The sequence below is a fragment of the Streptococcus suis genome (assembly GCF_029616525.1).
In the GTDB taxonomy this organism is placed as follows: domain Bacteria; phylum Bacillota; class Bacilli; order Lactobacillales; family Streptococcaceae; genus Streptococcus; species Streptococcus suis_AF.
Window position 1 is genome coordinate 1 of the sequence record NZ_JANFME010000011.1, and the last position, 22,565, is coordinate 22,565.

At 43.2% G+C, this 22,565-nt stretch carries 24 protein-coding genes and 2 tRNA genes; 21 read left to right on the forward strand and 5 right to left on the reverse strand.

Annotated elements, in window-relative coordinates; all coding sequences use genetic code 11:
- The 3 genes from NOL38_RS05695 to NOL38_RS05705 form a co-directional block, all read left to right on the forward strand.
- On the forward strand, positions 1-196 hold a 196-nt coding region (locus NOL38_RS05695), incomplete at its 5' end, for a hypothetical protein (protein ID WP_277941636.1).
- Positions 197-247: 51 nt separating this feature from the next.
- Positions 248-1,825, forward strand: a complete 1,578-nt coding sequence (locus tag NOL38_RS05700; protein WP_277941637.1) for an ATP-binding cassette domain-containing protein — start codon at positions 248-250, stop codon at positions 1,823-1,825.
- Between the two features lie 34 nt (positions 1,826-1,859).
- Positions 1,860-3,452: an ATP-binding cassette domain-containing protein gene (locus NOL38_RS05705; protein ID WP_277941638.1), complete on the forward strand. Its 1,593-nt coding sequence runs from the start codon at positions 1,860-1,862 to the stop codon at positions 3,450-3,452.
- A gap of 50 nt (positions 3,453-3,502) precedes the next feature.
- Here NOL38_RS05705 and NOL38_RS05710 read toward each other — a convergent pair.
- Positions 3,503-3,584, reverse strand: a tRNA-Leu gene (locus NOL38_RS05710).
- A gap of 335 nt (positions 3,585-3,919) precedes the next feature.
- On the opposite strand from NOL38_RS05710, the gene rsgA reads away from it, so the two are divergent.
- From rsgA to NOL38_RS05760, 10 genes are all read left to right on the forward strand, one after another.
- Positions 3,920-4,795, forward strand: a complete 876-nt coding sequence (rsgA, locus tag NOL38_RS05715; RefSeq protein WP_002940273.1) for a ribosome small subunit-dependent GTPase A — start codon at positions 3,920-3,922, stop codon at positions 4,793-4,795.
- A 14-nt stretch (positions 4,796-4,809) separates the two neighbouring features.
- Positions 4,810-5,469: a ribulose-phosphate 3-epimerase gene (gene rpe / locus NOL38_RS05720; RefSeq protein ID WP_277941639.1), complete on the forward strand. Its 660-nt coding sequence runs from the start codon at positions 4,810-4,812 to the stop codon at positions 5,467-5,469.
- On the forward strand, positions 5,462-6,094 hold the full coding sequence (locus NOL38_RS05725; protein ID WP_277941640.1) for a thiamine diphosphokinase: 633 nt from the start codon (positions 5,462-5,464) through the stop codon (positions 6,092-6,094). Before rpe ends, NOL38_RS05725 begins: the two co-directional genes overlap by 8 nt.
- Entirely contained in the window at positions 6,095-7,333 is a 1,239-nt protein-coding gene (locus NOL38_RS05730) for a DNA recombination protein RmuC (RefSeq protein ID WP_029177988.1), read from the forward strand. It begins immediately after the preceding gene.
- Complete coding sequence (locus tag NOL38_RS05735) at positions 7,323-8,264, forward strand: 3'-5' exoribonuclease YhaM family protein (protein ID WP_277941641.1); 942 nt, start codon at positions 7,323-7,325, stop codon at positions 8,262-8,264. Before NOL38_RS05730 ends, NOL38_RS05735 begins: the two co-directional genes overlap by 11 nt.
- Positions 8,264-9,130, forward strand: a complete 867-nt coding sequence (locus NOL38_RS05740; RefSeq protein WP_277941642.1) for an aminoglycoside phosphotransferase family protein — start codon at positions 8,264-8,266, stop codon at positions 9,128-9,130. The genes NOL38_RS05735 and NOL38_RS05740 overlap by 1 nt, the downstream gene beginning before the upstream one ends.
- Positions 9,131-9,230: 100 nt before the next feature.
- Complete coding sequence (gene purR / locus NOL38_RS05745) at positions 9,231-10,043, forward strand: pur operon repressor (RefSeq protein ID WP_277941643.1); 813 nt, start codon at positions 9,231-9,233, stop codon at positions 10,041-10,043.
- Between the two features lie 282 nt (positions 10,044-10,325).
- Positions 10,326-10,865, forward strand: coding sequence for a hypothetical protein (locus NOL38_RS05750; RefSeq protein ID WP_277941644.1), 540 nt, complete (start codon positions 10,326-10,328; stop codon positions 10,863-10,865).
- Positions 10,866-10,867: 2 nt separating this feature from the next.
- The gene (locus NOL38_RS05755) at positions 10,868-11,365 is read left to right on the forward strand and encodes a DUF3592 domain-containing protein (protein ID WP_277941645.1); all 498 of its coding nucleotides are present in this window, start codon (positions 10,868-10,870) and stop codon (positions 11,363-11,365) included.
- Between the two features lie 67 nt (positions 11,366-11,432).
- A complete protein-coding gene (locus NOL38_RS05760) occupies positions 11,433-11,954 on the forward strand; it encodes a hypothetical protein (protein WP_277941646.1) in 522 nt (173 codons plus the stop codon).
- A 302-nt stretch (positions 11,955-12,256) separates the two neighbouring features.
- Here NOL38_RS05760 and NOL38_RS05765 read toward each other — a convergent pair whose 3' ends face one another.
- Together NOL38_RS05765 and NOL38_RS05770 are read right to left on the reverse strand one after the other, a co-directional pair.
- Entirely contained in the window at positions 12,257-13,120 is an 864-nt protein-coding gene (locus NOL38_RS05765) for an RluA family pseudouridine synthase (RefSeq protein WP_277941647.1), read from the reverse strand.
- 1 nt (position 13,121) lies between these two features.
- A complete protein-coding gene (locus NOL38_RS05770; RefSeq protein ID WP_277941648.1) occupies positions 13,122-14,090 on the reverse strand; it encodes an NAD(P)/FAD-dependent oxidoreductase in 969 nt (322 codons plus the stop codon).
- Between the two features lie 152 nt (positions 14,091-14,242).
- Here NOL38_RS05770 and pbp2a point away from each other — a divergent pair, with 152 nt between their 5' ends.
- From pbp2a to nusG, 4 genes are all read left to right on the forward strand, one after another.
- On the forward strand, positions 14,243-16,456 hold the full coding sequence (gene pbp2a, locus NOL38_RS05775; protein WP_277941649.1) for a penicillin-binding protein PBP2A: 2,214 nt from the start codon (positions 14,243-14,245) through the stop codon (positions 16,454-16,456).
- 33 nt (positions 16,457-16,489) lie between these two features.
- Positions 16,490-16,642, forward strand: coding sequence for a 50S ribosomal protein L33 (rpmG, locus tag NOL38_RS05780; protein WP_002940258.1), 153 nt, complete (start codon positions 16,490-16,492; stop codon positions 16,640-16,642).
- A 9-nt stretch (positions 16,643-16,651) separates the two neighbouring features.
- Complete coding sequence (secE, locus tag NOL38_RS05785) at positions 16,652-16,828, forward strand: preprotein translocase subunit SecE (RefSeq protein ID WP_044774946.1); 177 nt, start codon at positions 16,652-16,654, stop codon at positions 16,826-16,828.
- A 110-nt stretch (positions 16,829-16,938) separates the two neighbouring features.
- A complete protein-coding gene (nusG, locus tag NOL38_RS05790) occupies positions 16,939-17,478 on the forward strand; it encodes a transcription termination/antitermination protein NusG (RefSeq protein WP_002940254.1) in 540 nt (179 codons plus the stop codon).
- 163 nt (positions 17,479-17,641) lie between these two features.
- Here nusG and NOL38_RS05795 read toward each other — a convergent pair.
- Positions 17,642-17,712: transfer RNA gene (locus NOL38_RS05795), tRNA-Cys, on the reverse strand.
- A gap of 164 nt (positions 17,713-17,876) precedes the next feature.
- Here NOL38_RS05795 and NOL38_RS05800 point away from each other — a divergent pair.
- From NOL38_RS05800 to tsf, 3 genes are all read left to right on the forward strand, one after another.
- Positions 17,877-18,869, forward strand: coding sequence for a DUF4767 domain-containing protein (locus NOL38_RS05800; protein ID WP_277941650.1), 993 nt, complete (start codon positions 17,877-17,879; stop codon positions 18,867-18,869).
- Positions 18,870-19,066: 197 nt separating this feature from the next.
- On the forward strand, positions 19,067-19,843 hold the full coding sequence (gene rpsB / locus NOL38_RS05805; RefSeq protein ID WP_012775356.1) for a 30S ribosomal protein S2: 777 nt from the start codon (positions 19,067-19,069) through the stop codon (positions 19,841-19,843).
- Positions 19,844-20,110: 267 nt separating this feature from the next.
- Complete coding sequence (gene tsf / locus NOL38_RS05810) at positions 20,111-21,151, forward strand: translation elongation factor Ts (protein ID WP_014638702.1); 1,041 nt, start codon at positions 20,111-20,113, stop codon at positions 21,149-21,151.
- Positions 21,152-21,498: 347 nt separating this feature from the next.
- Here tsf and NOL38_RS05815 read toward each other — a convergent pair whose 3' ends face one another.
- Positions 21,499-21,837 carry a DUF6568 family protein gene (locus NOL38_RS05815; protein ID WP_277941651.1) on the reverse strand — a complete coding sequence of 113 codons (339 nt, stop codon included), beginning with the start codon at positions 21,835-21,837 and terminating at the stop codon, positions 21,499-21,501.
- 269 nt (positions 21,838-22,106) lie between these two features.
- Here NOL38_RS05815 and NOL38_RS05820 point away from each other — a divergent pair, with 269 nt between their 5' ends.
- Entirely contained in the window at positions 22,107-22,565 is a 459-nt protein-coding gene (locus NOL38_RS05820) for a CtsR family transcriptional regulator (protein ID WP_002937810.1), read from the forward strand.

Here is a 22,565-nt window from a genome sequence, read left to right on the forward strand (position 1 = left end):
GTTGAACACTTTTCATTATAGGTCATATGGGACTTTTTTCTATACTCAAAAAGGCTCCATAATTTCCATGGTGGATTTACCCACTACAGAAATTATAGAGCCTAAAAATAAACCAAGTCAGATAGCTGGCTTGGTTTATTATTTATGTGAAAACATACACAAACATAGGAAGTTGTGGTATAATAACGGTATTTGATGCAGATTTTTTATTGCTTTGCTTAGAAATCTATCAAACGGTGGAGGAGAAATGAAAAAGAGGAATTTTTGGCTAACCTTATCTTGTATTTTTGCAGTAGCCCTGCTCAATGTTGGCTTTCTGTACCAATATCGCTATATTATTGATGCTATAGCGGCTGGAGATAGACAGGCCTTTGTGTCCTATTTTGTGCTGATGGGGCTAACTGTCCTTATCATGCTGGTCTTTGAATACATTCGTCAGATTGCCAATGTCAGCTATCTCAATCAAGTAGGTTTCCAATTGCAGGCGACCTTTATTGGGAAAATGTTTGATTTACCTTTTAGGCAGTTTGTTGAGCAGGGGGCAGGGGCCTATATTTCTCAGCTCAATAATGATTTGGAGACGGTGAAAGAAGATTATTACGACGCTTTCTTTACGATTTTTCAAGGTGCTTGTACCTTTGGCATTGCCAGTCTAGCCTTGCTTAGCTTGGATGGTCTGACAGCTATTTTCTTGATTCTGATCTCATTCTTGCCAGTTGTGATTCCCTATTTGTTTAAAAAGCGGAGAAGGCTCAATCAAGAAGCGATTTCGGACAGTCAGCAGGTCTATAATACAAGGGTTTCAGATGTCTTTCTGAGTTATTTGCAAGTGAAAAATAGCCGCCAAAGACAGCAAGTTTTAGATGGGCTGAATGATCGCTATCAAGCAGTCAATGACAAGGTCGATCAGGCCAATCGAACGACAGTAACCATGCGGCTCTTAGTCGGTTTCGTCTTTTATCTGACCACGCTTTCGATTATCTTTATCGGTGGTTTTCAGGTTTTATCTGGGGCCTTGACCATCGGTGGCTTGACAGCTATTCTGACCATTTCAGAGCAGTTGGTGGATCCCATTAATAGCATTGCGGCAGCCTTTTTGGACAGGCATGCCGTTCAGGAATTGAAGAAAGAGTTTGAGCTATCTACTTTTGGTCAAGAAACGAAGGGACAGGAACTAGCTTCAGCTTTCCAGAACATGCAATTGGTCAAGGCTAGTTATGCCATCGGTGAGAAACGGGTCTTTGAAGACCTGACCGTAGCGTTTGAACGTGGCAAGAAGTATTTAATTCTTGGGGAAAGTGGTTCTGGCAAATCTTCCTTGGCTCTTATTTTGACCAAGAATAGCCAACTTCAAGCAGGGGATATTTACTTTGATAAAACCTCTCTTTCAGACTTGTCCTACCAAGCCATTCAAGACAAGATTGCCTATCTGCCACAAGAGGGAGCCCTTTTCCATGATACGGTTCTTTACAACTTGACCATGGGACAGGATGTTTCAGAAGATAGGCTGATGTTTCTCATTAAGACCATGAACCTTGACAGTCGTTTCCAAAGTTATGCTTCTTTGAGCGAGGAAATTAGTGATGATAGCGGACTGTCTGGCGGACAAAAGCAACGCCTGCTCTTGATCCGTGCCTTGCTACAAGATAAGGATATCTTGTTGCTGGATGAAAGTCTGTCTGCCTTGGATCAGGAAACCTATGCAGTGATTGAAGATTACCTCACCTCACTAGCTGATAAGACGCTCATTCATATTTCCCACCGTGTGTCCGATGAGGTCCTTTCTCGCTATGATGGGGTGGTACGGATTGGGGAGAGCAATTAATTTTTTGTCAGATTGTTCCTATCTAGGAGGAGTTATGAAAAAAATCATCTATCAATTGCGGTTTGTTATTGCCATTCAGTTGGTTTTCCATATCTTATATAGTTTGACCAATGTTGTTTTGCCGGAGTTAAATAAGTATCTTTTTGACCATATTTTTCAGATGGGCTGGACAGGGCTTGTCTGGCTCTTGTTGGCTTATACTTTGGCCATCATTGCCAATTCAGTCTTTCAGTACATTTCCCAGGTTTATGAGTGGAAGGTGTCTCAGGGTTTCTATGTCACGGCTAAAAAAGGTCTGGCAAACAGCTTGTTATCACAGCCTTTAGCCAAATTTTCAGAGAAGAATGTCTCTGCCTATCTGTCCATTTTTGACAACGATTTGGGAACCATTGAGGAGAGTTATCTGAGTCCTCTCATGGACATTATCCGTTCTAGTTTGAGCATGCTCATCTATGCAGTTTCCCTCTTTCTCTTTGTTCATCCGCTGGTTGCGGTGGGCATTATTCTGTCTTCTGCTCTGGCAGTCTTCATTCCCAAGTTGATTTCTGGTCCTCTTTCTCAGCGTCAGCGGGCATTTTTACAGAGTTTGGAAAGTTATTTTCAGGTGGTGACAGACCTCTTTTCTGCTAAGAATCGCGTTAATAGTGAAACTTTCGGCTCCATCAGCCGTGTCCACCATCGGTCAGTAGAAGAAAGTGAGCATGCTCGTTTTCGCTTTGGGCAATTCAAGACCCTGGCTAATGTTGTCAATGGATTTTCCATGTTTTTGGTGCAATTAACAGCTTTTGGCTTGGTCGGCTACCTCTTGCTACAAAAAGAGTTGACCATTGGAGCGGCCATTGCGACTTTTAGCTATGTTGAAAATTTCATCTATCCTATGAAATACATCCTCTTGGATGTCAATTATATCCATTCGACCAAGGAAACGGTCGCCAATTTAGAAGACTATCTTGCTGGTCAGGTCTTGTCTGAGCAAGTGCCAAGCTATCCCAATGTGACAGCCTTGGAAGTGAAAGATGTAGCTTATCATGTGGGAGAATTAGCGGTAGCAGATTTTTCCTATCGGTTTGACAAGGGGAAAAAGTATGCCATCATTGGCCCGTCAGCTAGCGGGAAATCGACTTTTCTACGAGTGTTGGCAGGGGAACTGGTTCTGGACAAGGGAAGTGTCTCCTATCTGGAACATGATGTTTCACATGGAATGGAAGCAGCTACCGCCTTCTATCTCAGCCAGTTTGAGCATCTTTACCATACCGATTTTGAAAACAATGTGTCTGTTTTTGGGACCTATGAGAAGGGAAGAGATGTCATGCTTGGCTTGTTAAGGAGCTTGCCAGAGAGTTTGCAGGACACATTGATGACCGCAAGTAATCCTAGTCTCTTAAGTGGAGGCGAGAAAAATGTCCTGTGCCTGCTCCGTGCCTTGATGAGTGGTAAGGAGATATTGCTCTTGGATGAACCGACCGCCCATTTAGACCCTGCCCTGACCAAGCAGGTTTTGACCAACCTCTTGCAGCTGGAGGACAAACTCATCATCACCATCTTGCATGAATCAGACCCAGTCATCCTAGACATGTTTGATGTGGTTTTGGAATTGCGTGATGGGAAATTGCGTGAGAAGATATAAAAATGTCCCCAAGTCATCAATTTTGACTTGGGGTTATCCTTTATAAATAATGCGGAGGAAGGGATTTGAACCCTCACACCCGATGGGCACATGCGCCTGAAGCATGCGTGTCTGCCGTTCCACCACCTCCGCTTGTTTATTATTATACTATTTTTACATTGAAATGACTAGAGTAAAATGTAAAATCTCAGAGTCTGGGTAAAAGACCATCCCACTTCATAAGGTTAGTGTCAACATCTCAGCGCAGTGGTTGATTGGCTTTAACAGTCTGGGAGACTGTTAAAGGTAGGAGATAAGATTTGCAAAGCAAATCTCAGCAGTTCGTGTTTAACACTCCAAATCTAACCTAATCAACTGTGCGGGGGCGGGAAAACGAACTCTTTCATTAACGTTCGAAGTTCTTTCCTGCTCCTTTTTTCTTAGGAAATTTGGTATAATAGGAGCAAGTACACACAAAGGAGTCTTCATTGCAAGGAAGAATTATCAAGGCCTTGGCTGGTTTTTACTATGTCGAGGCGGATGGACAGATTTATCAAACCAGAGCCAGAGGAAATTTTCGTAAGAAGGGACAAACGCCCTACGTGGGTGATTTTGTAGATTTTTCTGCGGAGGAAAACTCAGAAGGCTATATTTTAAAGATTCACGAGAGAAAGAATAGTTTGGTTCGCCCTCCTATCGTCAATATCGATCAGGCGGTGGTTATCATGTCGGCCAAGGAACCTGATTTTAACGCCAATTTACTAGACCGTTTCCTTGTTCTTTTGGAACAGAAGGACATGGATCCCATTATCTATATCTCTAAGATGGACTTGGTAGAAGAACGGGCGGAGATGGATGCCTTCAAGGCAATCTATGAGAAAATTGGCTATCCTTTTGTCTATAGTTTGGAGGAATTGACGCCATTATTGCAGGATAAGGTGACGGTCTTTATGGGGCAGACAGGGGTTGGGAAATCGACTCTTCTCAATCGCATTGCGCCAGAATTAGCCTTGGAAACAGGGGCTATTTCAGATAGTCTGGGGCGTGGTCGCCATACCACTCGTGCGGTCAGCTTCTACAATGTTTTCGGTGGGAAAATTGCGGATACGCCTGGTTTTTCATCTCTAGACTATGAAGTCAAGGAGGCGGAGGCTCTGACAGATTGTTTCCCAGAGATTGCGGAAAGCAGTCAGGACTGCAAATTTAGGACCTGTACCCATACCCATGAGCCGGATTGTGCGGTCAAAGAAGCTGTTGCCAGCTCTGCCATTTCCCAAAGTCGCTTTGATAACTATCTCCAATTCCTCAGCGAAATCCAAAATCAGCGTGAAACCTATACCAAGGTAAGTAAGAAATTCAAATAGAAAGTTGGTTCTGTATGTCACATTATAAGATTGCACCGTCTATTTTGGCGGCAGATTATGCAAATTTTGAAAAAGAGCTCAAGCGTCTAGAAAAGACAGGTGTGGAGTATGTGCACATTGATGTCATGGACGGTCACTTTGTGCCAAATATTAGCTTTGGGGCGGATGTGGTTGCGGCTATGCGTCCTCATAGCAAGTTGGTTTTTGATTGCCATCTCATGGTGTCCAATCCTGAAAATCATATTGAGACCTTTGCTCGAGCAGGTGCGGATATCTTGACTATTCACGCAGAAGCAACGGTTCACTTGCATGGGACCCTCCAAAAAATTCGTGCTGCTGGTATGAATGTGGGGGTGGTCATCAATCCAGGCACTCCTCTTGTGACCATTGAGCCTGTGCTCAACTTGGTGGATCAGGTTTTGCTCATGACGGTCAACCCAGGTTTTGGTGGACAAGCCTACATTCCAGAAGTGGCTGAGAAGATTGCGGATTTGGTCAAACTCCGTGAAGCCAAGGGCTTGAACTTTGACATCGAAGTGGACGGCGGAATTGACGACAAGACCATTCATTCAGCCAAAAATGCGGGTGCCAATGTCTTTGTGGCTGGTTCCTACCTCTTCAAAGGCGATCTGGATGCCAACGTTGCCAAATTGAGAGCTGCCCTCAATGATTAAGATTGCTGTCATTGCAGGCGGTTCCTTTGACTGCCTTCCTGAGCCTGCCGACCTCTATGTGGGGGTAGATGCAGGCTCTCTTCGTCTTCTGGACCATTCCCTGCCACTTAACTGGGCTATCGGTGATTTTGACTCGGTGACACCTGAAGAATTAGGGCGGATAAAGGATCTAGCAGAGCGTTGTTTGCAAGCTCCTGCTGAAAAAGATGATACAGACTTGGAGCTGGCTTTAAAGGAAATCTTCAAGGCCTATCCGCAGGCCCAGGTTCGCATATACGGAGCCTTGGGTGGTCGCATGGACCACATGATGAGCAATCTCTTTTTACCAGCTGAACCCGACTTGGCTGCCTTTATGGAGCAGATTGAATTGGTGGACAGTCAGAACATCATCCGTTTTCGGCCAGCAGGTAGGCACCGTTTGTCACCGATTGCTGGTATGAAGTACATTTCCTTTATGCCGTCGGACCAGAGTCGCCTGACAATTCGTCGTGCCAAGTACCCGCTGGATGCCAGCAATTATTTTTTCAAAAAATGCTATGCTTCTAACGAATTTATAGATAGAGACATAGACATTCAACTGGATCAGGGCTACGTGGTCCTGATCTACAGTAAGGAAAAGGATTAGATGGATATTGTATTACTTATTTTGCTGATACTGGTCTTGCTTGCCTTAGTTTTTCTTTATGGAAAATGGCAGAGCTTGGCCCTGCTTTTGCAAGATCAGGCAGAAGACACAGCAGACAACTTATCTGACCAGCTCAGCTATCAACTAGAAAATGCAACCCTCAAACAGCAGCAGGTCATTCATCAGGAGGTGGAAAGACTCCGCACGGAGCTTTACCAACAGCTAACCGACATCCGTCAAGAGCTGAATAAGAGCCACTTGGAAACGCGAGATGCCACCGACCGCCGTTTGCAGGCTATTCAGGAGTCAAATGAAAAACGCCTGGAAGAAATGCGGCAGACGGTTGAGGAAAAGCTGGAGAAAACCCTGCAAACCCGCCTACAAGCCTCCTTTGAAACGGTGTCTAAGCAATTGGAATCGGTCAATCGTGGTCTAGGTGAAATGCAGACGGTGGCGCGTGATGTGGGTAGTCTTAACAAGGTGCTGTCTGGCACCAAAACCCGTGGCATCATGGGTGAGTTACAGCTGGGACAGATTATCGAGGATATTTTAACACCTAGCCAATATGAGCGAGAGTTTGCCACGGTTTCAGGCTCGAATGAGCGCGTGGAGTATGCGGTCAAGCTACCAGGACGGACTGAAGGCGATTATATCTACTTGCCGATTGACTCCAAGTTTCCGCTGGCGGACTATTATCGCTTGGAAGATGCCTACGAAAGTGGGGATAAGGACCAGATTGACCTCCATCGCAAAAATCTCCTGGCAGCTATCAAACGTTTTGCCAAGGACATTCAGAGCAAGTACCTCAATCCGCCTGAAACCACCAACTTTGGCGTCTTGTTCTTGCCAACCGAAGGGCTGTATTCAGAAGTGGTCCGCAATCCCATTTTCTTTGATGAGCTTCGCCGTCAGGAAAATATCGTAGTAGCAGGACCCACTACCCTTTCTGCCCTGCTCAATTCCCTCTCCGTCGGCTTTAAGACCCTTAACATTCAACGGTCGGCCGATGATATTTCCAAGGTCTTGGGCAATGTCAAGCTGGAATTTGGCAAGTTTTCTGACCTCTTGGTCAAGGCTCAGAAACAGCTCAATCAAGCCAGCAGCAATATTGACAAACTCCTAACCACTCGCACCAACGCCATCGAGCGTAGTCTTCGTACCATTGACCTGTACGAAGATGACCAAACCAAGGGACTGCTTGGCCTGTCCCCATTAGATGAGGAAGATAATGAAAATTAACCAAATGAAAAAAGATGAATTCTTCGAAGGATTCTATCTCATCAAGACTGCTGAAGTCCGTCAAACACGAGCTGGCAAAGACTACCTAGCTCTGACCTTCCAGGATGATACGGGTGAGATTGAAGGCAAGGTCTGGGATGCCCAACCAGGGAAAATCAAGGACTTTACTGCTGGAACTGTTGTTCACATGCAGGGACGCCGTGAGGTTTACAACAACACCCCCCAGGTCAATCAACTGGTTCTTCGTTTGCCAAAGGCAGGCGAGCCCAACGACCCTGCTGATTTCAAGGAAAAACCACCTGTGGATGTCAAGGACACCAAGGAATATCTGAGCCAGATGATTTTCCGCATTGAAAATGCCACTTGGCAGCGGATTGTCCGTGCTCTGTACGGTAAATATGAAAAGGAATTTTATTCCTATCCAGCAGCCAAGACCAATCACCATGCCTTCTATTCAGGTTTGTCCTTCCATACGGCGACCATGGTACGCTTGGCGGATAAAATTGGTGACATCTATCCCCAGCTCAACAAGAGTTTGCTTTTTGCAGGAATTATGCTTCATGACCTAGCCAAGGTGATTGAACTGACAGGCCCTGATAACACAGGCTACACTGTCCGTGGCAATCTGATTGGGCACATTTCCTTGATTGATGAAGAGATTACCAAGGTCTTGATGGAATTGGGCATCGATGACAGTCTGGAGGAAGTGACTGTTCTGCGCCACGTTATCCTCAGCCACCATGGCCTCTTGGAGTATGGAAGCCCTGTCCGTCCGCAGATTATGGAGGCGGAAATCCTCCACATGATTGACAACATCGATGCGGAAATGATGATGATGCTATCGGCCTTGGACAAGGTTGGCCCAGGCGAGATGACCAACCGCATCTTTGCCATGGATAACCGCGCCTTCTATAAGCCCAACATCGACTGATGGCAGTTAGGATAGTGTCTCGACAGCCCCTCACCAAAGGCTGGTCCACGGACCAAAAGTACAAGGTCCAGCTGGAAGATGGTCGCCTTGGTCTTTTGAGAATAGCAGAGCGGCCAGCCTATGAGGCTAAGCGATTAGAGTTTCAGTTAGTTGAAAACCTGTTTGGTCTAGGTTTGCCTGTGGCAGTGCCACTAAGTCTTTGGGCGGATGACTTGTCAGTCTACACCCTTTATGAATGGATGGAAGGTCAGGATATGAATGAAGTAGCTTCTAGCCTGCCTGATTCTGTCTTATATGATTTGGGCTGTCAGGCTGGAAAGTTTTTACGCGCTCTGCATGGTCTGCCGATTGACCAAAGTCAACGGGACTGGAACAGTTTTTATCAGGCTAAGATTGACAATAAATTAGCTGCCTACCAAGCAGCTAGTCATTCCTATCCAAATGGTCAAGCCATGATAGACTTTGTTCAGGCCAATCGTCACTTGCTTGAAGGGAGACCGATTGTCTACCATCATGGAGATTTTCACACAGGTAACTTCCTACTGGGTGCGGATGGAAAACTGAAAATATTAGACTTTGATCGCTACGACATAGGAGACCCCTGGGAAGAATTCAACCGTTTGATTTTCACGGCAGATTTGTCTTCAGCCTTTGCGCGTGGTCAGGTAGATGCCTATTTTGACGGCGCTATTCCAGAGGAATTTTGGAGGCTTTTAGCCCTTTATCTGACCGTGAACAGTCTGGGGACTCTTTCTTGGGCGGAGCAGGTGGATCCACTCCAAATCCCTTTGATGAAAGAACAGGCTGATGCTGTTTGGACTTGGTATCAAGGCTATAGCAGGCTTCAACCATTATGGTATTTGTGAAAAATGAACAAAATACGAAAAAAGCGGGCTTTTTAAAATAAAAAAGTTCGCTTTTTGCATAGAATGTGCTATAATAGTAAAAAGCCAAAAGGAGAACGATATGAAATTAAGAAGAAGTGAACGAATGGTTGTTATCTCCAACTACCTCATCAATCACCCTTACGAATTAACAAGCTTGAATACCTTTGCGGAAAAGTATGAGTCTGCCAAGTCTTCAATTTCAGAAGATATTGCTATTATTAAAAAAGCTTTTGAAGAAAGTTCGATTGGCCAGATTGAAACCATTACTGGTGCCAGTGGAGGAGTTGTTTTTACTCCATCAATCTCTAAGGCAGAGTCTGTCGAAATTGCGCAGGCCCTTCGTGATCAGATGGCCGAAAGTAATCGTATCTTGCCAGGCGGTTATATCTATTCTTCTGACTTGCTGTCTACACCACATATTTTGAAAAATGTCGGTCGTATCATTGCAGATGCTTTCAAAGATGAAAAGATTGATGCGGTCATGACAGTTGCGACAAAGGGTGTTCCTTTGGCCAATGCTGTTGCTAATGTCCTTAATGTACCGTTTGTTATTGTGCGTCGTGATTTGAAAATCACAGAAGGTTCAACCGTTTCTGTCAACTATGTGTCAGGATCTAGCGACCGCATTGAGAAAATGTTCCTATCCAAGCGTAGTTTGAAGGCAGGAAGTCGTGTCTTGATCGTCGATGATTTCTTGAAAAATGGGGGCACCATCAATGGTATGATTAGCCTCTTGTCTGAGTTTGACTCAACCTTGGTAGGCGTGGCTGTCTTTGCAGAAAACCAAAAAGGGGACCGTAGCGTAGCTAACTACAAGTCTCTGCTCGCTGTGACCGACATCAATGTCAAGGAAAACCGAGTCGATGTAGAGTTGGGGAATATTTTTGAGTAACATTTACCAACCTGCGCTCAAAGAGAGCTAAGCTAGTCTCTATTTAGATTATTCGTGCATTAAAAAAGCTGAGTGTTCAGCTTTTTTTGGTGGCTTCAAACTCATATCTGAACGACATTTTTAAATATGCCATCTTATCTAGAATTTTGGTATAATGGATAGGTATTATGTAGAAGTCAGCGGTGTATATTCAGAAGCGCTGTTTGATGTGGACTTATAGGTGATTTGTTAGTGATCGTAGTGCTACCTAGGTTAATCTCAATTTTTAGAAAGTGAGAAGATATGAAGAAAATAATTGTTATCGTCACAAGCATGTTCTTATTAACAGCTTGTGGAAATTCGAGTACAAATACAGAAACACAATCAAGTGTTGAAAGTAGTACAAGTAGTTCAGTGGAGGATAAGGCCTTGACGTTAGTACATGGGAAAAACACAACTCAATCTGATGAAGTTGTTCAATATGTTGAGGATTTGCTTGAAAAGAATCCGGATTTAGGAGCAGAAAAGGCCATTAGCTTAAATTATGCGGATGCAACAAATTCAGATGGAACCACTACCTACGCTTTGTTCTTAGTAACGAATAGGACGACAGAGAGGATTGAACAGAATTTTGATTTTACGGTTAACTGGTCCTATGATGGAACGGTCATCTATGAAAATCAAAAAGTACTGTATGAGCCTGATGAATATGGGGTGCTGGAGCCCAATACGACAGCCATTATCTTCCTACCTCTCCCTGATGAGAGTGTTGATGTTGTAAAAAATATGACAGATAATAGCAAAATTTCACTCACGATTTCAGATTTGGCTTATGTGGAGTAAAAATGAATAGGATTTGGTTATATCTTTTAATCTTATTGCCAGTAGTGGTACTTTTATGCTTTTTTCTTTATAATTGGCGAAGGGAATATATTATTCGAAAATATAGTACTTCTACGATTATAGGTAAAGTTGTTGCACATAGAGAATGGATTTCACTTCGTCCTCCAATCATAGAGTACGAGGTAGATGGTACAATGTATAGAAGAGCCCTAGAATACTCATGGGTTATTTATGGTCCAAAAGATGTTTCATATCCTCATGATATAGAAGAACTCAGAAATTATATGTTGGAAAGTAAGAAGTTATACAACATTGGTTTAATGCCATATAATATGTACCAACTATTCCCTATTGGATATGAAATGACAGTGAGATACAACCCGAAGCAACCTCAGTTAGCTTATGTGGAACGTTATGCGGGAGGAGAGTCACTATTTAGAGTAATCAGTTTATTCCATATAGTAGTCTTGTTCTTTCTTTGCTCACTCTTGTTTTTATAGTACTATAAAATTATGCATATTGTAAATGAATGTCAGTTTCAAATTTTGCCTATGTGGAGGATTATTGATGGAGAAATTATTGCTTGCTACTATCGTCGTATCCGTTTATATTTTATTTTGGTTTTTTCTCTTTTTGTTCCGTTGGCGTCGTGAAATTACTATTAAAAATGGCTGTACTATGGTAACTAAAGGGACTGTCATTGGATACTATACTGCAACACGTTTAGAGACACCAATTGTAGAATATTCTATCAATAATCGGAGATACAAGCAGAGACTCAAATACTTCCCGCTAGGAGAAAATAGAAGCCATGAGGTTTTTCATTTTCAAAATGAAGATGAATACAAAAGAGAGATTCTGAAACCAAGATTTGTCCTATATAATAAATATTTAGGTTATGAATTCAAACAATTGTTTCCAATAGGGTCTGAGATGACAGTCTATTATCATCCGAAGAAACCCAAATTAAGTTTCGTTGAGCGATATGCTGGATTTATAAATTATTATAGGAACGGAATGCTCCTTTCAGGTTTTGCTTGGTTGTTTTTTATGGTAATTTTTTTAATCATTTATTTAAATATAAAATGAAACTATTGAACACATGAATCGCAAGCATGTTCTTATTAACAGCTTGTGGAAATTCGAGTACAGCTACAATTACAAAAAACATTGGCCTATTGGCTCGACTATGGCAGTTTACTATAACCCCAAAAATCCTAAATTGGCCTATGTTGAGCGGTATGCAGGATCGATACATTATTTCCGTAATCTAACTATACTAATCTTTGTAGTTTGGCTTCTTGTCATGTCAATTATTTACTTCTTAATAGAGATACTCACCATAAAAACACCCTCAGAGCATGGGAACTCTGGGGGTGTTTTTGTTTATCTTATTTTCTCATCACCTTCTCAAAACTCTCCGACCTTGCTTCTACACTAATTTCTTCGAGTGTCAGCGGGTGGGTCAGGCTGAGTTTTTGGGCGTGGAGCATAAGGCGTGGGGCAGCGACTCGACTGTAAAGTGGGTCGCCGATTAGAGCATGACCGTGGTGGGCTAGATGAACTCGGATCTGATGTGTTCGTCCTGTCTGGAGGCGACAAGAGACCAAACTATTTTTACCAAGGGTCTTCAAGAGGCGGACCTGAGTAAGAGCTGTCTGCCCCTTGCGGTTATCGACCACCCGCTTTCTGCGGTCATGCCGGTCCCGTCCAATTTTATCGGTAATGATCCAGTCAGCCTTTTTTAGCTGGCCTTGGCAGAGGGCTAGGTAGTCACGGTAGATGACTTTGTCTTCCAAGAGCCGATTGAGAATGGGTAGGATAAAAGGATTTTTAGCAAAGAGAATGGCTCCGCTTGTTTCCATATCGAGCCTGTGGACCACATAGCAGGTCTGTCCCACATAGGCAGAGACATGGTTGAGCAGGGCAATTTCTGTCGGGTCATTGCCGTGGGTTTTCATGCCTTCGGGCTTATTGACGATAATCAAATGCTCATCTTGATAGAGTTCCTCCACCAAGTTCGCTTGTCCCAGAGGAATGTTTTTTTCAGGATAATCTTCCTGGTCAAAGGTCAATTCTAACAAGTCGCCTGCGGTAATCGGGCTCTGCCAGTTAATCAGCTCACCGTTGACACGGACATGCTTCTTGGTGCGGAGGAAGTGGCGGATTTTTCTGGGAATGAGAAAATAATCTTCCAAGGCTTCCTTGACAGTCAGTTGGGGAAAGGCTTGGGGAATGCGAATGTCAATTTTCATCTTATAGGCTGGTTGAGTGCTTTGGTTGCACTTTTTCGTTTGGATTGAGGTAGTTCATGGCATTGTTAACAGCAGTTGGGGCTTCTCCTAGTCCAGTCGCAATCAGGTCAATCTTGCCCTCGTAGAAGCAACAGTCACCGATAGCATAGATGCCAGGGACAGAGGTTTCTTGCTTGCTGTTGACCACGATGCGGTGACGATTGAGTTCCAATCCCCATTCTTTTAGCGTGCCGACAGATGATTTGAAACCGTAGTTGACAAAGAGGTGGTCAAAAGACAGGGTTAGCTTGTCCTCGCTCTTCACCTTGTCAAAATCAATGGCAGAAGCTCTGCCATTTTCCCCAGAAAGCCCTTTAGGGACAAAAGGTGTGTGAATGGTAACACTGGACTGCTTGAGCTCTTCTACGCTGTGTTCGAGGGCACGGAAGTTGTCGCGACGATGGACGATCTGGGTGGTCTTGGCGATTTTTTCAAAGGCTAGGGACCAATCGACCGCAGAGTCACCGCCACCCAAGACGACGATGTCCTTGTCGGCATACTGCTGGATATTAGACACGTGGTAATGGACGTTGTCAAAGCTGTCAGCACCATCAATCTCCAGTGGACGAGGCTTGAAGGCCCCGCCACCCATGGCGATAATCAGGGTCTTGGTTTGGTGACTGCCTTTGTTAGTCGTTAGGGTAATGACCTCCCCTGGCTCAATGGCGGTCAGGGTTTCATTGAGGCAGATAGTTGTATCAAAGGGTGCCAGTTGGGCAAGGAGGTTGTCGGTTAACTCCTGTCCGGTCAGACTTGGAAAGGCCGGAATGTCCAGAATGGCCTTCTCAGGATAGAGAATGGCTGGCTGGCCACCCAGTTGAGGCAGAGAGTCAATGATTTTGACCTTGGCTTGACGGAGGTGGGCATAGAAGGCGGCGAATAAACCGACTGGTCCGCCACCGATGATAGTAATGTCATATACTTGTGTCATGGGAATCCTCTTCTTTGTTCAGAATGACCCTATTTTATCATATTTTTAGAAAAAATTCCCTGTCTGTTGTCACAAGTTATCGCAGGCTTTTTTCTGCTAGTTTTTAGGAAATGGTGTATAATGGTACAAAATTCATTAGAAAGAGGTAAAGTATGGACGATTTGCAACATCAGCCGATTGTAGTTCCAGAAGATTTCCAAATTGATCATGAAGACCGACCTAGCCGTCGCCGCAGGGGAAATCGTGGCTCTGTTGATAAACCAAAGAAAAAATCACGTATTCCAGAGCCGATTCGCAAATTCTGGCGCCGTTATCAACTGACTAAAATTTTGATCATTTTTATGGTCTTGACAGTTCTTACAGTAGGTGGCTATCTATTTTTCCTTGCAAAGACAGCTAATGTTGGTGATTTACAGCAGGCGCTAAAAGCTACAACGATTATTTACGATAAAGATGGTGCGGAAGCTGGGACATTGTCTGGTCAGAAGGGGACCTATGTAGAGCTGGATGCTATCTCTGATAATTTAGAGAATGCCGTTATCGCTACAGAAGATCGGAGCTTCTACAAAAATTCGGGCATTAATTACCAGCGTACTATTTTGGCTGCCTTGACGTTAGGTCGGTCTGGAGGTGGTTCAACTATTACCCAGCAATTGGCAAAAAATGCCTTTCTAACTCAGGATCAGACCATCAGTCGAAAGGCTCGAGAATTCTTTTTGGCTCTGGAAATCAATAAAAAGTACAGCAAGCAAGAAATTTTGACCATGTATCTCAATAACGCCTACTTTGGAAACGGTGTTTGGGGAGTGGAAGATGCAAGCCAAAAGTACTTCGGTATTCCAGCCAGTGATCTTACTCTTGAGCAAGCGGCCGTCATTGTAGGTATGCTCAAAGGTCCTGAGATTTATAATCCTTATTATTCTCTAGAAAATGCAGTTAATCGTCGGGATACAGTCCTGCAAAATATGGTCAATGCTGGTTATATTGATCAGGCGACTGCAGATGCAGGTTTCCAAGTAGACCTAGCCAGTCAGCTTTCAGATACCTATACAGGGAAACAAAGCAATTATTCCTATCCATCCTATTTTGATGCTGTGATTGCTGAGGCGATTGAGCGATACGGACTGAAAGAATCAGACATTATTAATAACGGCTATAGGATTTACACAGAGATGGATCAAAATTCTCAAGCCAGTATGCAGGTGATTTTTAATGATGAGACTATGTTCCCAACATCAAGTTTTGATGGTACCCATGCTCAGGCTGCCAGCGTAGCCCTTGATCCTACGACTGGTGGAGTTCGCGCCTTGGTTGGTCGAGTCAACAGTTCAGAGGATGCGGTCTTTCGGACTTTCAACTTTGCGACACAAGCCAAGCGCAGTCCTGGTTCAACAATCAAGCCTCTTGTTGCCTATGTTCCAGCAGTAGTGGCGGGCTGGGCAATTGATACACCATTGGATAACCATACAGAAACCTATGGGGATTATACCTTACACAACTATGACTATTCAACTTCGGATACCATTCCAATGTACCAAGCTTTAGCTTTATCTTACAATCTGCCAGTTGCATATATTGTAAATACCTTTGGGATTGACAAAGCTTTTGAATTTGGTCAAAAGTTTGGTCTTGATATGGAAAATGTTGAAAAGGTACTTGGTGCGTCAATCGGATCAGGTGTGGAAACGAACCCCTTGCAAATGGCTCAGGCCTATAGTGCTTTTGCGAATGATGGTGTAATGAAGGATGCTCATCTAATTACACGTATTGAAACAGCGAGTGGAAAGGTATTGGCTCAGCATCGCGAGACAAGTACAAAAGTAATTGACCGCTCGGTTGCAGATAAAATGACCTCTATGATGCTTGGGACCTATACGAATGGTTTAGGTGTATCTGCAGATGCGACGAATTACTATCTTGCAGGAAAAACGGGAACAACCGAAACAAGTTTTGATGTAAATCTTGTTAATGACCAGTGGTATATTGCTTATACACCTGATTTGGTTATCAGTCAATGGGTTGGTTTTGAACAGACGGATGAGAATCATTACATTGATAGCAGTGGCTACTGGATGGCACCGGCCGTCTTTCAAACGGTTGCTAATTCGATCTTGCCTTACACAGCTGGGACACAGTTTGATGTAGAGAATGCCTATGTTCAAAATGGAATTGTAGAGGTTGCTGAAGAGTCCGTAACACAGTCTGAATTTGGAATCAATCAAAAGCAGGTGCAGGAGATTTCTGACCAGGCGCGAAACTTGATTGAGCAGACTAAGCAAAACTTGATTGATGCACAGTTGCCAGAGCGAGCAAAGACCTTGTGGGATAATATCACGTCTTGGTTTGGGGAGTTGTCAAATCCGTAGAAACGTGATAGAATGATATAGATGGAGGGCTATATGGCACTAAAAAAAGCAAGCCTAGCCTGTACTGTTTGCGGTTCTCGAAACTATTCGATTAGTCTTTCGAGTAATCCCAAGCCAACACGGTTAGAAGTAAATAAATTTTGTAAACATTGTGGACAATACACCGTTCACAAGGAAACCAGATAGGAGTCGCGCGTGAAATTTTTCAAAGATATTATTCGTATTTTGAAAGATACGTCTTGGCCAACTCGTAAGCAGAGCTGGCAAGATTTCGTATCTGTTGTGCAGTATACAGCATTTTTCGTAGCAGTGGTTTACCTTTTTGACTTAATTTTGTCAAGAGGAATCATGAGCTTGATCAATCTTTTCTAGAAAATACTTGCCATTTGTAAAATGGAAGTGATATAATAAAGAAAAGCGAAAGCCTTCGGGCTTTTTTTAGCGTCTAAAAAATGCAGTGTTTCCAAAGAAAGGAAGTTAAAATGTACGATAGTTTTGATAAAGGCTGGTTTGTTTTACAAACCTATTCAGGATATGAGAATAAGGTCAAGGAAAACTTGCTCCAACGTGCCCACACTTATAACATGTTGGAAAATATCCTTCGTGTAGAAATTCCAACTCAGACTGTTCAGGTTGAAAAGAACGGTGAGGTCAAGGAAGTGGAAGAAAACCGTTTCCCTGGTTATGTTTTGGTTGAAATGGTTATGACCGATGAAGCTTGGTTTGTGGTTCGTAACACACCAAACGTTACAGGTTTCGTGGGTTCACACGGTAACCGTTCAAAACCAACTCCACTTTTGGAAGAAGAAATTCGTCAAATCTTGGTGTCTATGGGACAAACCGTTCAAGAATTTGATATTGATGTCAAAGTTGGCGACACTGTTCGTATCATTGACGGTGCCTTCACAGACTACACAGGTAAAATTACAGAAATCGACAACAACAAGGTTAAGATGGTTATCTCTATGTTTGGTAATGATACCATTGCTGAAGTTAATTTGAGCCAGATTGCTGAGTTGTAATATATCCATGCTCCTCATAGCGACAAGCTATGGGGAGTTTGTTGATATTTTGGGTGTCCAAAATCTTTTTCTGTTTTAACCGAATTTTACCAAATAACAAAACAAAAAAGCCCAAAAAATCGGGCTTTTGATTTGTATAAATTCGGATAAAATCCTATAATAAAGGCGGTAGACGGATTTGAACCGACGATCAAGCTTTTGCAGAGCCGTGCCTTACCACTTGGCTATACCGCCATAACAAAGAATATTGTACCTTAAATAGTGAAATTGGTCAAGTAGAAAATGAACATTTGTCGATAATGTAAATACAAGCAAATGTCCAGAACTCCATAAGTGCTAGAGGCGTTAGTCAAAAACTTCTACCGCGTGGATGATTAGTGTGAAAAAGGAGATAGGAAATGAAGCGGAATTTGATCGCATCAAGTTTTGTTGTGATGGTTCTTGCAAGTATGTTAACAGCTTGCGGAAATCAGAAGCAGGAGGTAGTGTCCTCATCTAAAGAAAGGGCTAGCTCTAGCTCGACAAGTACTAGTTCCAGTACATCAACTAAAAGTTCCACAACATCTACGTCCAGCAGTTCAAGTAGTCAGGTCGGACCTTGGGATGCTGGCAAGGCAGAGGCTTTGAGGAATTTTGTGGTTGACCAGTGGGGACCTTCATTCTCGCCTCCCCAAAATTATGTATCCTATAGCCCAAGTCGTACGGGAGACTTTTTTGGTGTGACCTTGCCCTCAGGTGTTCTCAGTGGTTCAGGGCAGCAAATGACGCCTGATTTTCTAGGAGAAACTCCTGACCTAGTTTGGAGTGAAACTGGTCAAGTAGAGGCAGGAAAAACAGCAGTAGTTGGGATCTATTCGGATATTGAAGCTTCAAAATCACAATTGGCTCATCTGTATCTCTTTACGATTAAAGATGGTCAGTTGATTGCTTGGATTACCGAGCAAAACCAAGGCAACCCAGAGAAGCGTTTGTATTTCCGACCGACTAAAAACCAGGAATTACAAGCTTTCTTTGAAAACTTGGTTCTCGGTGAAAGTTCAGCAGTGGCAACTGAAACTAGCTCAGCAACTGTTCCTAATACATCTGTAGACACCAAGAATTTGACAGTCGAACAGGCAGCAAATTGGGCTAAGGCACATGCAGCTACAAGATATGGCGTACCTTTTACGAAAGATGATTTTCTATCACACGTGGTTACAAATGTTCAGTCATCCGATGGATTGGTTTACATTGAGGTTAGAGAAGACCACAGCAGTCCAAATATGAAAGGGACCGATCCTAATGTAGCCCCATCAGCAGGTTTTTACAGGATCAATGCTAACGGTCAGTTAGAAAAAATGGATGTTGTTGCAGGGACCTATGCAGTAGTTGCTGAAACCTACTTTGAATAAAATCAGGAATCGGATTGATGGCAGATTTTCATGAATTTCTCTGCTATTTTACTTGAAAATATACAGGTATTCTGATATACTAATAGAGTTGCTGTGCAACAAATACTCATCTCGGACCAATTGTGGTCTTGTTGCCGAAAGGTTGGGCTGCAAGTCGAAGTTCGGGAGAGGAGAAAAAACAAAAAGGAGAAATACTCATGGCAGTAATTTCAATGAAACAACTTCTTGAGGCTGGTGTACACTTCGGTCACCAAACTCGTCGCTGGAATCCTAAGATGGCTAAATACATCTTCACAGAGCGTAACGGTATCCACGTTATCGACTTGCAACAAACTGTAAAATTGGCTGACCAAGCTTACGAATTCATCCGTGACGCTGCAGCAAACGACGCAGTTATCTTGTTCGTAGGTACTAAAAAACAAGCTGCTGAAGCTGTTAAAGACGAAGCTATCCGCGCTGGTCAATACTTCATCAACCACCGTTGGTTGGGTGGAACTCTTACAAACTGGGGTACAATCCAAAAACGTATCGCTCGTTTGAAAGAAATCAACCGTATGGAAGAAGATGGAACTTTCGAAGTGCTTCCTAAGAAAGAAGTAGCATTGTTGAACAAGCAACGTGCTCGTCTTGAAAAATTCTTGGGCGGTATCGCTGACATGCCACGCATTCCAGATGTAATGTTCGTCGTTGACCCACACAAAGAGCAAATCGCTGTTAAAGAAGCTAAGAAATTGGGTATCCCAGTTGTAGCGATGGTTGACACAAACACTGATCCAGATGACATCGATGTTATCATCCCAGCAAACGATGACGCTATCCGCGCTGTTAAATTGATTACAGCTAAAATGGCTGACGCTATCATCGAAGGCAACCAAGGTGAAGACAGCGTAGCAGCAGTTGAAGCTGAATTGGCAGCTGAGCCAGCATCTACAGAATCAATCGAAGAATTGGTTGAAGTTGTAGAAGGAAAATAAGTAACGAAGGCGTTTAGAAATCTGTATGAAAATAGGAAACTGACGCAGTATGCTTGCATACAAGGAAGTTTATCTTTTTCACTAAGATTTTAGCCTGAGTACAATTAAATAAGTAACGAAGACGTTAAGAAAAGCATTAGATTTATCTAAATTCTAGCTTTTTAGTCCGAGTACATTCTACATCATTTATCAAACACAAAAACAATCCTAGAGGGGCAGGGCTGAGCCCGCTCCTCTATTTTATAAATACAAACAAGGAGAATAGACATGGCAGAAATTACAGCAGCTCTCGTTAAAGAATTGCGTGAAAAATCAGGTGCTGGCGTTATGGACGCTAAAAAAGCATTGGTTGAAGTAGAAGGCGATATCGAAAAAGCAATTGAATTGCTTCGTGAAAAAGGTATGGCTAAGGCAGCTAAGAAAGCTGACCGTGTAGCAGCTGAAGGTTTGACAGGTGTTTACGTTGACGGTAACGTAGCAGCAGTTGTTGAAGTGAACGCTGAAACAGACTTCGTTGCGAAAAACGCTCAATTCGTTGAATTGGTAAACACTACTGCTAAAGTAATTGCAGAAGGCAAACCAGCTGACAACGAAGCAGCTCTTAAATTAGCTATGCCTTCAGGTGAAACTCTTGAAGAAGCATACGTAAACGCAACTGCAACAATTGGTGAGAAAATCTCATTCCGTCGCTTTGCTTTGGTTGAAAAAACAGATGCTCAAGCATTTGGTGCATACCAACACAATGGCGGTCGTATCGGTGTTATCTCTGTTGTTGAAGGTGGCGACGAAACTCTTGCAAAACAAATCTCAATGCATATCGCTGCGATGAAACCAACTGTTCTTTCTTACACTGAATTGGATGAGCAATTCGTTAAAGATGAGTTGGCACAAATCAACCACAAAATCGAGCAAGACAACGAAAGCCGTGCAATGGTTGACAAACCAGCATTGCCATTGTTGAAATACGGTTCAAAAGCTCAATTGACTGACGAAGTGATTGCAGCAGCTGAAGAAGCTATCAAAGCAGAATTGGCAGCAGAAGGCAAACCAGAAAAAATCTGGGACAAAATCATCCCAGGTAAAATGGATCGCTTCTTGCTTGACAACACTCAAGTTGACCAAGCTTATACACTTCTTGCTCAAGTTTACATCATGGACGACAGCAAAACAGTTGAAGCTTACTTGAACTCAGTGAACGCTTCAGTTGTAGAATTTGCTCGTTTCGAAGTGGGTGAAGGTATCGAGAAAGCTTCAAACGACTTTGAAGCAGAAGTTGCAGCTACGATGGCAGCAGCTCTTGGTAAATAATGAATAGTCAAGAACTTCCGAAAGGGGGTTCTTTTCATATTGAGAGCTGTACTTCACGAATGTGACTTGCTTTACAAGCTGTACGGCTCTTTTTGAGGGGAACTTGGTTCGCACTATATCCAGCCTTCAAAGGTTCCCCAAACCTTTGAAGCGTGTACTAAAAGCAAACTGAAAGACTACTCGACAATTCAAGAACTTCCGACAGGGAGTTCTTTTTTGGTAAAATCGGTCTTAGGGCGGATGTCTGAAAAGACAATATCGGATATACTGATATCAATCCTAAATATTTTTCATAATCTCCTTAAAAAGCACCGGCCTTGTGGTCGGTGCTTTTTGTCTGATATGCATTAGTCTTGAATAAAAGCCGCAATTTCTTCTTCGGTCATGCTGGAGTCGCAGCGGACTTGGACACCGTTTGCTTTTGCGACGAGAAGGCCTGGGACGGTAGGAACTTGGTAGTGGTCGCGAAGGGTCTGGAGTTCTGGACTGATTTGGCTGGAGTCAAGGAAGTGAACGGTCACTTCCTTGTTTTGGTAGACTTTGTGGAGTTTTGGTGCAAAGCGGTTGCAGTAAGGACAGGTTGCTCGTCCGATGAAGAGAACAGCCCCCTCTTTGGCGGCTAGAAGGTTCTGTGCCTGCTCCACAGTCACACTTGTAAAGTCTTGAATGTAATCTTGAAAGTTCATGGTATAAGATATAAAGGGCCTTAAGCGGACACGGAAAAAATAGGAAACAGAACGACGACTAGTTCTCGTTTATCTTTTTGGCCTAGTCCGTAGCCAGTATTCAGTTCAACTAAATACGGAAGCCCTAGTCCTTTCTGTTTTTTCTTTTATTATAGGATAAAGCAGAGCAGATTTCAAAATTCTGCTACGCTAGTTGCTAGGCTTTTGCTTTCAAAATTCGTCATTTTAAGGTATAATGGTCAAAGATAGTCAAAGAAAGAGGCGATACTATGGCGATGAAGAATACATCGGATTATATAGAAGAGCACATCAAAGCCATCTTGGACCAAGTCAGTGTAGCTGAGTTGCGTCGAAGTGAATTGGCCAGTCGGTTTGAAGTGGTGCCAAGTCAGATTAACTACGTCATTAAAACCCGTTTTACAGCCAGCCGTGGCTATATTGTTGAGAGTAAGCGTGGTGGTGGTGGTTATATCCGAATTGGGCGGATTACCTTTTCGGATAAGCACGAACTGGTCCATGATTTGTTAAACAATATGGGTGAGCAGTTGTCTGCGACGGTTTATGCGGATATTTTACAGCTCCTTTTTGATGAAGGATTGATGACAGAACGAGAAGGCAATCTCTTTTTGTCCACAGGATCTGATGAAATATTAGGAAAAGATGCAAGTACTATTCGAGCACGCATGATGCGTCAAATACTACGACGTTTAGATAGGAAAGAGGAATAA